This window comes from Acidobacteriota bacterium, assembly GCA_016716905.1.
Lineage (GTDB): Bacteria > Acidobacteriota > Vicinamibacteria > Vicinamibacterales > SCN-69-37 > SYFT01.
This window is the reverse complement of sequence record JADJUS010000020.1, coordinates 1-12,450: the sequence shown is the minus strand read 5'-3', so window position 1 is coordinate 12,450 and position 12,450 is coordinate 1. Positions and strand designations below refer to the sequence as shown.

At 25.1% G+C, this 12,450-nt stretch carries 10 protein-coding genes and 2 pseudogenes; all 12 read left to right on the top strand.

Annotated features, from left to right (window positions below; translation table 11 throughout):
- Positions 1 to 1,751 precede the first annotated feature (1,751 nt).
- Complete coding sequence (locus tag IPL75_15785) at positions 1,752 to 2,078, top strand: cbb3-type cytochrome c oxidase subunit I (protein ID MBK9241673.1); 327 nt, start codon at positions 1,752 to 1,754, stop codon at positions 2,076 to 2,078.
- Between the two features lie 1,149 nt (positions 2,079 to 3,227).
- Positions 3,228 to 3,395 (top strand): cbb3-type cytochrome c oxidase subunit I, encoded by a 168-nt coding sequence (locus IPL75_15780; GenBank protein MBK9241672.1) that lies wholly within the window; start codon positions 3,228 to 3,230, stop codon positions 3,393 to 3,395.
- Positions 3,396 to 3,879: 484 nt separating this feature from the next.
- Positions 3,880 to 4,989: pseudogene (locus IPL75_15775) on the top strand (NADH-quinone oxidoreductase subunit D).
- Positions 4,990 to 5,777: 788 nt separating this feature from the next.
- Positions 5,778 to 6,152 (top strand): hypothetical protein, encoded by a 375-nt coding sequence (locus IPL75_15770; protein MBK9241671.1) that lies wholly within the window; start codon positions 5,778 to 5,780, stop codon positions 6,150 to 6,152.
- 4 nt (positions 6,153 to 6,156) lie between these two features.
- Positions 6,157 to 6,486 (top strand): NADH-quinone oxidoreductase subunit H, encoded by a 330-nt coding sequence (locus IPL75_15765; GenBank protein MBK9241670.1) that lies wholly within the window; start codon positions 6,157 to 6,159, stop codon positions 6,484 to 6,486.
- A 60-nt stretch (positions 6,487 to 6,546) separates the two neighbouring features.
- Positions 6,547 to 6,756, top strand: coding sequence for an NADH-quinone oxidoreductase subunit H (locus IPL75_15760; GenBank protein MBK9241669.1), 210 nt, complete (start codon positions 6,547 to 6,549; stop codon positions 6,754 to 6,756).
- A gap of 9 nt (positions 6,757 to 6,765) precedes the next feature.
- Positions 6,766 to 6,975, top strand: coding sequence for an NADH-quinone oxidoreductase subunit H (locus tag IPL75_15755; protein MBK9241668.1), 210 nt, complete (start codon positions 6,766 to 6,768; stop codon positions 6,973 to 6,975).
- Positions 6,976 to 7,447: 472 nt separating this feature from the next.
- Positions 7,448 to 7,717 carry a hypothetical protein gene (locus tag IPL75_15750; protein MBK9241667.1) on the top strand — a complete coding sequence of 90 codons (270 nt, stop codon included), beginning with the start codon at positions 7,448 to 7,450 and terminating at the stop codon, positions 7,715 to 7,717.
- 1,530 nt (positions 7,718 to 9,247) lie between these two features.
- Positions 9,248 to 9,589, top strand: a pseudogene (gene nuoB / locus IPL75_15745) (NADH-quinone oxidoreductase subunit NuoB).
- 352 nt (positions 9,590 to 9,941) lie between these two features.
- Positions 9,942 to 10,481, top strand: coding sequence for a hypothetical protein (locus IPL75_15740; GenBank protein MBK9241666.1), 540 nt, complete (start codon positions 9,942 to 9,944; stop codon positions 10,479 to 10,481).
- A 31-nt stretch (positions 10,482 to 10,512) separates the two neighbouring features.
- Positions 10,513 to 11,811, top strand: a complete 1,299-nt coding sequence (locus tag IPL75_15735) for a hypothetical protein (protein MBK9241665.1) — start codon at positions 10,513 to 10,515, stop codon at positions 11,809 to 11,811.
- A 90-nt stretch (positions 11,812 to 11,901) separates the two neighbouring features.
- Positions 11,902 to 12,450 (top strand): hypothetical protein, encoded by a 549-nt coding sequence (locus IPL75_15730; GenBank protein ID MBK9241664.1) that lies wholly within the window; start codon positions 11,902 to 11,904, stop codon positions 12,448 to 12,450.

The following is a 12,450-nucleotide window of genomic DNA, read 5'->3' as shown; positions in this document are numbered from 1 at the left end:
TAGTTGTAGTTTGATCTGCAACTAGTAATAGACTTTTACAAATTAAATATACTTATTAATAATATTGTTTAGTTTACAAAATATGATAAATAAATTAAAAAATATTACAAAAAATAATTATTTTTATGAAAAAACAATTTTAAACTATTTATTATCTTTTAAACCTTTATTTAAACTAGGTGTGATATACCCTATTGCAAAAATTAGATATAACAGCCCTAATATTTTTGTATTATTATATAGATTTTTTGGTAGATTTGGTAAATACTCAGCAAAACAAACTTTATTTGTTTTATATCGATACAAGTATATGCTAGTAGCGGGTCATACACTATATAAAACATACGGTGATTTTATGCTTACTAATTATTATAGAGAATTTTGTAGTAGAACTAACATAAACAGACCTTTATTATTAAAAGGTTTTTATAATTTATTGTTTATAGACTATGTAAAAGCATATGGTACTAATGGTAAGTTATCAACTTCTCAATGAATTAAATGATATTTGAAAATGTTACGTTTTGCTGTTGCTAGTTTTAACTTAACACTATGGTTAATAGCTATTGATTCACGATTTATTTCTTTAGGTGTTAAAAGATCAATAAATAGAATTTTACGAGATTTTAAAAATTTTAAAAGATATTTAATTTTAAAACATCAATGTTTATCTTATGGACTTTCTATAATTTATATTAAACACTTCCGCGGTATAGAAGATTTCTTGTTAAAATATCATATAATTTCTGTTAACTCAAAAATAATATGAGTACCTGATAATTCAATTTTGTATTTAGCGTTACTAAAGGTATATAATGCAATTCGAAGTGTTGTGTTACCCGGTTTAGTAAGTTTATTAATGATTTTTTTATTAATTAATTTTTTTAAAATTGAAATATATACTAATATGGGAATTTGAGGTGTATTAGGTTTTTTTTTTTTATGATTGATGAGTGGTTTTAATTTTTTTGTTAAAAGATATAAAAACGGTAAGTTTACAGGAGCTATTCAAAGATTCTGAAAAAGAACTAACGCATATTTTTGATTAGTAGAGGGTTTCTTATTTACTTTATTTTTTTATTATTACTTAAATAGCTCACAAGAACCTTTATATATGTATGATGAATCTAATTTTAATCAAACATTTTTACCAAACTTAACTACTTTTTATTTTTCTATTATACTTTTAATATTTGTAATTTTTTATAGTTATTATTTATTATTAAATATATCAAATTTTTCATTTAAACAACAACTAACACATCTTTTAATCAATAGTGTTTTAATGATTTACATCTTTTTGTTAGAAAGTTATCAATTTTATTATTTGGTTAATACTTTTTTTGAAATAACTTGAGAGTACGCAGAGGATATTAAAACTTGAGTTTTAGAAACAGAAAATCCTAAGATAAGAGTAAAAACACAATATTTAATGTTAGCTTTAATTGCTAAGTATTGACATTTTGTATTTATATTTTTTTCTTGATTGTTTTTGTTGTATAAATCTTATGAGCGTAGAAGAGTTTACTATTCTTTATTTGGATTTGTAATTCAAAATTGTATCATTTTAATGCTTTTAAATCTTTTATTTTGTGTACAATGATTAAAATGATTAATTAGAAGATATTATGATGTTATATATTATTGATTTTTTACAGATTCTAATAATTGATTTTTAAATGATTTTACTGAAGCTTTTGTAGGTTTATTAGGTTTTTAATATACTGTTACAAAAAAGTTATAAAAACTTATTGGTTGTTAAACAACTGATTAAAAAATATTTATATACAATAAACCATAAGAAGTTGGGTTTAAATTATTTTTACTTTGCGTTAGTAACAAGCATGTCCGGAGCTTTATTAGCATCCGCCATCAGACTAGAAATGGCGTACCCCGGTAGTCCATTTTTTGGTGGAGATTCTCTAAAATATTTACAGGTAATTACAGCACATGCTTTAATTATGATTTTTTTTGTTGTTGTTCCTGTATTTTTTGGGGGGTTTGCTAATTTTTTGTTACCATACCATGTTGGTAGTAAGGACGTAGCTTTTCCAAGGTTAAATAGTTTAGGTTTTTGAATTCAGCCCTGTGGTTATCTATTAATAGCTAAAATCGGTTTCATGAGAAACGTTTATTGGACAAATAATGAAAAAGTAGAAAATTATTTTAAAATGAAGGACACTAACTCTCACGTTAGTGCTTACTTTTGAGATGAAACTACTAGGTTACCAATCACAAAATCTACAGGTGGTTTTTTTAAGGAGGGTAACAGAGATAAAAGTAAATACGATGAAGAAACTATAAAAAAACTTACAGAAAATCATTTTACTTTAACAAACTTACCAACAATTGAAAATAGTCCTTGAAAATTATTTTTTTGAAAATATGTAAATTTTATACCAGAAACATTTTGATTTTTAGTTCAAAATGCGAAAACTGTTAAACGTCAAAAAAGACATATAGTAAAGTGTACAAATGCAGCCCAGACTGTAGCTGGTTGAACTTTTATCACCCCATTTTCTTCTAAAATTAAATACACAGGAGTAGGAATTCAAGATATGTTAATTTTAGGTGTTTACTACGCTGGTATTAGTACAACAATTTCCTTAGTAAATCTATTATCGACAAGAAGAACTTTAGCTATTCCTGGTTTAAGAAATAGAAGAATTTTATTACCTTTCGTTAGTATAACTATTTTATTAATGTTAAGAGCTTTAGCCGTTATTACACCAGTTTTAGGATCTGCTATGTTAATGATGGTTTTAGATAGACATTGAAAGACATCCTTTTTCGATTTTGCTTACGGGGGAGACCCTATATTTTTTCATCATTTATTTTGATTTTTTGGACACCCTGAAGTTTATGTTTTAGTTATACCTGCTTTTGGTATTGTAAATTCAGTTTTACCTTCAATAAATTTTAGAAGATTAGCTTCGAAACATCACTTAATTTGAGCTATTTACATAATGAATTATATGGGTTTTGTTGTTTGAGGACATCATATGTATTTAATCGGATTAGATCACCGTAGTAGAGCTTTATACAGTACTATTACTATTATGATTTCTATGCCCGCAACTATTAAAGTTGTAAACTGAACATTTACACTAATTAATGGTTTTTTAAGAAATGAAATAGTATTTTCTTCTGTGTTGTCTTTTATTTTCTTTTTTTTAGTAGCTGGATTTACCGGTATGTGACTATCTCACGTAAGTTTAAATATTTCTATGCACGATACTCTTTATGTAGTTGCTCATTTTCATTTAATGTTATCAGGAGCGGTTGTTATGTCTATATTTGTTGGTTTATACTTTTATTTTCCAATTTTTTTTCAAACAAAATATTCAAGAAATTTTGCACACGCTCACATATTTTTATATACAGGGGGTCATTGATTAGCTTTTATTCCTATGTTTTGAGTTAGTTTTTCAGGTTTACCTAGACGTTTACATGATTTTCCGGCTATTTACATGGGATGACAAAGTATGTCAACTGTAGGTCACTTTGTTACTATGTTAGGTGTAACTTATTTTTTTTTTTTGCTATTTGAATCAAAATTAGAAAAAAAGGCAACTATATTATTAGCATCTTTAATCGCTCGCTTTAACAAAAGGGCCAATTACTACTTGGGTAAATTATTAAACTTTAAAATGTTAGCAAAAGAAAACATATGTCCTCAAAAAAATACACTTGCAAAAAGTTTATAAGATTTAAGAAGTTTAATCATTTATGAATCGAAGTTTATTCTACTCCTGAAATTCTGTAAAATCTAAAACAATAAAAAAAAAAACTTTAATAATAAATTTTGGGCCACAACACCCAGCAGCTCATGGTGTGTTAAGACTAGTATTGCAATTAAATTCAGAAATTATCCAACGAATGGACATACACATTGGTTTGTTACACAGAGGTACTGAACAGTTAATCACTACTAAGCATTATATTAAATCAATACCGTATTTTGATAGATTAGACTACGTATCCATGATGTCTCAAGAACATGCGTATTGTTTAGCTATTGAAAAATTATTGAACATAAAAAATGTTGATACTACAACTAACTTAGTAAGAATATTATTTGATGAATTAACAAGAATATTAAATCATATGTTAGCTATCGCTTGTCACGCATTAGATATAGGAAGTATGTCAGTTATTTTTTGAGCATTTGAGGAACGCGAAAGACTTATGGAATTTTATGAACAGGTAAGTGGTGCACGAATGCACGCCGCATTTCACAGACCTTATAATCAATTTAACTTTTCTATTAGTAAACAAATGTTAGTAGATATTTTATTATTTGTTCAAAATTGTTATGTAACTCTTAATGAAATGCATACTGTTTTAACACACAATAAAATATGAAAACAAAGATTGTTAAATATTGGGGTGTTGACTTATGAGGATTGTCGAAATTATAGTCTAACCGGTGTTATGTCAAGAAGTGTTGGTATCAAAAGAGATTTAAGATTGGCAAAGTATAACTCTTATTCTGGCTATAATCAACTGTATTTCAAATCTTATTGTGGATCTAATGGAGATTCTTATGATCGTTATCTAATTAGAATGTTAGAGATGGGAGAAAGTTTAACTATTATAAATAACGTTAGCACAAAACTTTTAAATAAATATACAGAAAGTAAAACTTTAAAGTATGCTCCAAATATTTATAAATCTATTTTTAAAAAAAATACAAAAAAGGATAATCAATATACATCTATGGAAGATCTTATTAAACATTTTATATTATGACATACAGGTTTCAGTGTAAAGAGTAATAATACACTTTGTTATATTGAATCACCTAAAGGTGAGTTTGGTGTAATTTTAGTTTCTGATGATACAGAAAAACCTTTAAAGTGTAAGATAAGATCCCCCAGTTATTTCAACTTACAAGCATTACCAAAACTTGTAAGAGGTCACTACTTAGGAGATTTAGCTGCTTTAATCGGAACTATTGATATTGTTTTTGGAGAAGTTGATAGATAACTGATACATTGCTACAAAAAAATTGATTTAATAGTTTAAACCCAACAATATTAAAATTAATAATTTTATATTTACACATTATAAAATTTAAACCAAACTTTATTTATCTTAATTTTTATCAAGTTACTCTGTACATAAATATAGTTATGATAGTAAAAAATAAAAAACTTAAAAAGGTTACAGTTAATAAAAAAGTAAAAAAAAAAAGATACATATTTAATTTAAAATATAGGCTGTTTATCAGTAACATAAATATTTTTAATATAGTTGCCACAAACACTTTATTTAGACGAAAAAGAAAGAAAAAAAAAATTTTAAAAACTTTTAATCAAAAGCTTAATTTTGTAAAATTATTTTTAAAAAGAAGAGGGATTGTAAAATTACTTATAAAGGGAAAACGTTATTCTTGATTTAGAAGTTCTTTTATAAAAACCCCTTATAAAGCTTTTACAATGAAACAAAGACAGTTTATTGTTAAGAAAGTACTAGTAAAACGTTTATTTTCATTTTTAGTAAAACATAACCCTCACGTCACTACATTTTTAAAATATAAATTTTTTAGAAAAAGAAAAGTTTTTTTAATGAATATGCATAAAAAATTAGCTTGAAAAATGCATAAAGCTAGAGTAATACATTGAAATTTTTCTACAAAAGGTCAACTAAATAAATATAGATATAATAAACTACTTGCAAGTTGTATGTTTTTTTTAAAAAAAAATAGTGCAGTAACTTTTTTAATTTTTTTACTGTTTTCTATTTATAATTATTCCTCAACATGAAAACAACTTTTGTTAATTATTAATAAAAACTTAATAGTACTTAATGGATCCTTTATTTATAAAAACGCAACTCTTAAACAAGGAGATATTCTAGAGTTGCCTTTTGGAAAATGCTTTGCCTTAGGATTAAAAACAAGAAACTATAAACAACATATAAAAAAATTAAAAAATGTTACCTATAGATTTTTTAAGAAAAAAAAAAAACAAAATAAAAAAATTCCTAAAATTTATAAAAAAATACTTTTTAAAACTACAATTGTTAAAAACTTTATAGCTTACGATCCTACTTTAAACATAGTAGCTATAATTGATAAAGTACCTAAGTTTAATTATAATTTAAAATATGAACTACTAAAAAGTAGTGTTATTGGTTTGCAAAATTGACGATATGAGTTTCAATAATATGCTGTTAACATTTAATTTTTACCACACAATGTTTAACTACTTTTTTATTTTTTTAATATCTTTTATAAAATCTGTATTATTATTCCTTATATTAACAATAACTATAGCAACTGTAACCTTAATGGAACGAAAATTACTTTCTTTAATACAAAGACGTGTCGGACCTAATTATGTTGGCTATAGGGGTAGATTACAGTTCATAGCAGACGCGTTAAAATTAATATTTAAACAAATTGTTGTAATTAATAAAGTAAATAAGTTTTTGTTTATTACTATCCCCGCATTAGTTTTGATAACAAGTTATTTATTTTGAATAAATTTATCTTGAGGTTTAAATTTAAATATTTGTGAAATTGAATATAATTTATTTATAATGGGAATTATTTCAACATTTTTTTCTTACTTATTAATTTTAGTTGGTTTTGTATCAAAAAATAAATATAGTGTTTTAGCTTCAGCGCGTGTAGTTGTTATTTTATTAAACCTAGAGTTATTACTTAACTTTTTTATAGTATCGTTGGTTATAATTTCAGAATCTCTTTCTTTTACTCAAATTGTTTCTTTACAATCTGAGGGTAAATGAAATTTTTTTATTTTTTTACCTGTACTTCCTATATTGTTTATTACTTTTTTACTTGAAACTGGTAGAATACCTTTTGATTTAGCTGAAGCAGAATCTGAGTTAATAGCAGGATACACTACTGAGTATGGTGGTTTCTATTTTGCTTTATTTTATTTAGGAGAATATTTTCATCTTTACTGTTTTTCAGTAGTATATTCATTATGTATTTTCGGTGGATGATTTATTTAATTATTTGTTACAAATAAAAAAACAGTTTTCTTACAAAAAAACAATAAAGATCTCTAATACTCGAGAAGTTTTAAATAGTTTTACGGAAACAAGAAAAAAAAATACCTTTACTTTTTTTATATTACGTTATAAATTTTTACAATATTTTTTTTTCTCAGTTTTTTTTACTATAAAAGAAACTCGCGAAGTAGCAAACTGTGTTTTAAAAGACATGATTCATTTAACTTTAATGTGAAGACACATACGAGGTTATCCTCAAGGCGGTAATACTACGCACACTAACGCTAATACTTGTAAAAAAAATAAATTACTATTAAAGTTTAGAATAAATCAATTTTACAAAATGTTTGGTCAAAAAAAAAGAGATATATACCCAACTTTAGTTAAAGCCGAATATAATAATAGATTGTGATTTTATAATTGATTTGAGGAGTGATATCAGGCATACTATTTTTCTTTACTTATGATAATTCGAGGCCAAAAAGCAGGAATTTTTAATCCTGTTCTTTTAGCAGGTTGTCAAACTAATGGTTACACTAGAATAGGAAAAGCTGCAAAAATTAGTAAAGCTAAAAAATTAACTAAAGTATGTACTATTGGGGTTCCTTTGTTTTTTACAAGATTTATATATTTACCAAAAAAACCGAAAGGATTTCCAAAAATAACATTAAAAGACGAAGTTAACAAAAAATTAGGTAAAAAATTAAGAAGAAGAGTTTACAGAAAAAAATAAACATATATTAAATGATACGCAGAAAAAAACATTTAGATTTTAAGTACATCAGGTATTATCATTGAACTCAAGAAATATTAGATAGAAAGTTAACAAAAAGTTTTGGAAAAAATTATTTTTTAAAACCTAAACAAAGACTTTCCTTTTTTGTTAGAAAAAATTTCGTAAATAGTAATCAAAAGTTTTATAGATCACAAAATAAGTTACAATGTTTTTTAAGTTATAGTTTTTCAGTTCCTTTACAAAAAACTAACGTATCTAGATTTTATTTAGTCAAAGGAGCTGACCGTTTAATTATGGGCGGGTATCAAAAAAAATAAAATGTTACAAAGAAATTCTTTTTTTAATTATTTTAATCAAATTTTAGATTTAAAAAAAATAAAAAAAACAAAAATAGCTAAAATTATTATAAAAAATGCTGAAGTTTATATAGCATTACCTGATGACCGTGTTTGAGATAATTACAATTTACAAGGAACCTATGTAAAAAATACTAAAAAAATCTACAAAACAGTTTCTGAAAATTATTTTTATAATAATTTTTTTATTAAATGAGGAAGAATTGTTTTTAAAGGAAAAAGTTATAGAATTAGAAATTTTAAAAATAATAATAAATTTACCTTTAATTTTGGATATTCACACTGAACAAGACTAAAACTTTTTAAAAACTGACAGTGTTTTAAAAGAAAAAGACAAAATCACGTTGTTTTTACTTATACGTTAAAAGATTTTTTATATTTTTCTAGATTTTTACCTTATATAAGGTTTATGAATTGCTATACTTTGAGAGGTTTACGATTAAAAAAACAATTTGTAATAAGACGATTTGGTAAAATATCTCAGCACATTTCAAAATTACATTAATATTTTTCTTGTTACTAAAAAAATACCTAAAACGAAAATACTGAAAATCAAATTATAGACTTAGTTATCATCAACGAAAACAAACAAAAAAAACAATATACGAATTACTTTTTTTTTATAAAAAAATAACAAATAATTTTGAGGATTTATTAGTAGATTTTACTAAAATATATACAACTTGTTTTTTCTTAAAATTACCACAGAGACAATATATTTTTTCTTTTTGAGATTTAAAAAATAATAAAATTATAAATACCAGTACAGGAAAAATATTAAGCAGCTTAACTAAAAGTAAATCAAAATTTTTAAAAAGAGACGACGGTGCATTACCTATAATAACTTTAAATTTTAAAGTAAATAATTTAGATTTATTAAAAAATATTTATTTATTTAGTATAAAAAACTTTAATAAAAAACAATATGATTTTTTTAAAAAATTTTGTAAACTTATACAACCAAATATTTTTTATTTAGTACATAAACAAAGTTATATACCTAGATATTTATCAAAAAGAAGAATAAAAAGAAGTGTGTTAAAAATTATAAGTAAAAATTAAATTGGTACAGTTAAATATTTTTAAAAGTAAAGTAAATAGTTTAGTTAACTGAGCTAGACACGGCTCGTTTTATCCCTTAACATTCGGATTAGCATGCTGTGCAGTCGAAATGATGCATGCTGCTGTTAGTAGATACGACTTTGATAGATTTGGAATTTTTTTTAGAGCTTCACCTAGACATGCAGACCTTATAATTGTAGCAGGAACTCTTACCTATAAAATGGCACCAGCTTTAAGAAGAATATATGAACAGGTAAATAACCCTAAGTGAGTTTTATCTATGGGGAGTTGTGCTAACGGTGGTGGTTATTATCACTATTCAAATACAGTAGTAAAAGGTTGTAATAAAATTATACCAGTAGATATTTATGTTCCAGGTTGTCCACCAACGGCAGAAGCTTTATTTTTTGGTGTTTTAAATTTACAAAAGATAATTATAACTAATTTTTAAATTTATTGATAAGTTTACATGCAATTATTATAAACAGATTAAAATATAAAAGATTTAGAATTAGAAGAAGAATAAAAAGTGCAAAAAGTAAAAGAGTAGGTGGAGCACTTCGTAAAGGTTATAAAAATAGAGCCTTTACTATACGCTAGTTTAATTGTTACTAATAAAAACGCTACCCAATACACCAAAACAAAGATGAAAAAAATATCTAAAATTTTTATATAAAAAAAAATTTTTTTTTTATCGACACACTTTTATCAAAAAAAATAAAAAAATAAAAACAAAATTAATACACAGACAAGTAAAGTTATATAAAACGTATTCTTATAAATACTATAATATAAAACTTTTATTGTTTAGTTATATTATAGAAAATTTTGGTTATCAAAAAAATCCAATAAAAGAATTTGCCTATGGTCGAAACATGTTTAATCAACTTCAATTTTTTTTATTTACAGAGTATATGTTTCCAGGTTTTAAGCTATATGATATAAAACATTTAATGTTATTAAAGTATTCATTTATTAATCAATTACTACCTCTTATTTATATACCACTAAACAGTACTATAAGTTATGTATTTAATAACAATAACAATAAGATGAGTTATGCAAAAAGCTCTGGATCAAATGCTTTTAAAAGAAAGTTATTAAAAAAAACTAAACTTTGTTATGTTGAAATGCCGTCTAAAAAACTTAAATTGCTACCTCTATACGCATACTGTGTGTTTGCCGGCACAAAAAATCATTTTTTTAATAAGTTTGTTGAGGGTGGGTGGGGTTACACACAAAAAAATAAAAAAAAAATTACAGTCCGGGGTGTTGCAAAGAACCCAGTTGACCATCCAAACGGTGGTCGTACTAAAGCAAAACAACCGGAATTAAGTCCTTGAGGTTGAATTGCTAAAGTTAATAAATAATTTCTTGTTACAAAGCGATAGATTATATAATTTTAATGTAAACAGAGCAAAAGTCTTAAGAAAAAATACGGAAAATATGATGTTTCACCAATTGAGGTTAAAATTACCTACAGAACAACTTGTTGCTCGTCTTAGTGAAAATGCAAAAACTATTAATGAATTACCAGGATTTGCTGTGTCTCATGAATCAGGAAAGTCAGATATTATAGTTTTTGAACGCAGTAAAATGAACTATGTTTATAAATTTGTTTTTGAAGCCTTTTTTCCTCATACAAATGATTTTTTTATTAAAAAAGTTTTATATGTTGGACTTATATTAGATACAAAAAAATATTATAAATTAAATATTGAAGTTTTTCAAGAATTGATGTTAGCGCGAGATATAACTCTAATACAAAATGAAGAAGAAATGCAGTTACAATACGAATTTTTATTCACGAATGATAGCAATGTGATAGAAGAAGCAAAAAAATCGTTACTAAGTATTAAAGATAAAAGTTATAATTTAATCAGAAAACCTGAAGTAGCAGATTTAGATTTCGGGGAAAAATTACACAATGACGCGGTGTATGATGAAAAAATAAAACCAAATGCAGGGACTAGAATATTCCCCACAATCAACAGCAACAACTATGATATCATAAAAAGAGACCTGGTTGAAAAAAAACTATTCAGAAGATTTAAATTAAAAAGACCAAAAGAAAAACTAGTAGTAAATACTGATGTCTTTACAGGCAAAATTATTAATTACCCAGGTTTTGATTTAATACACTCTTATAGTAAAACACATCTTATAGTAAATGATAAGGAGTTGTTAAATTACTTTTTAAAATTTGTTTATGAAATGTTTTGTCCCAGAGAAACTCCAAGTCTTGTAAATTTATATTTATATAAAGCAATAAGAATTCATGATATAACTTTTACAGATATTGATGAGTATGATTTTGAAAGAATATACCCTTTAATGAAAAATGCTAATTATATAACGTTAATACATAATGAACTTCATAACCCTACACACTATTTATTTACTTTTGTAGAGGGACCTAATGCAAGAAGTAATGATCCTGCAAATGTAAACCCCCTCTTTTTATACGATCCTGATGATAACAAAGCTGAAGATGTTGATAACGTAGAAACACAGTATGAAAGAGAAGATTTATACGATATGAGTTTATATAAACACCCTCCTATAGAAGGTGAGAGTAAAGAAAAACAATTAGATCTTTTACCTAATATACTTACAACAAGTAGATTCAAAATAGAAGCTCTAAACGATGCTTTTTTAGAATCTCAAGAATGAGAAGAAAAAACAACAGATAGCGATGAAGATATAGATGATGATTTTGATGAAGAAAAAGAATACGCAGGTTTAGATAATGATCAAATTGACATGAAAAGAAAAGAAAGAAAATTTTTTAAACGACAAAAACAGTATTTACAAACAGTTAATTCTTTAGTGTTAAAATATGCTCAGGAAAAAGGACCGATAGGCTACGTAGAAGAAAACTTAGAACGTAAACAAAATCAGGAAGATATACAAATTACATTAGCGCCAGTAAGTAGAGTTTATAAAACAAAATTAGGACCATCTTTAAGCAAACTTGGTAAAAAAAATTTACCATTTGGCCCCAATACTACACCTATATACGGTGATTCTGATTTACTAGGTTTCACTTTACAACACAGCATAGGTTTTACAGTAGTAGATATTAATTTTGAAGCAAAAAATAGAGATTCTTTGTTAAAATTTCTATGCAGCATATTACTATTTAAAGACATACCAGAAATGGTATTTGAGCGTGTACCTTATACTCATATAATTTTAGATGAAAAACCTTTTTCAGAATTAACCGAAGAGTTTATTAAATTAAGCTTAACAGCCAAAGAGATAAAATTAGTATGGCGTGAGGATACATATGCACCAGCTTACCATTTATAA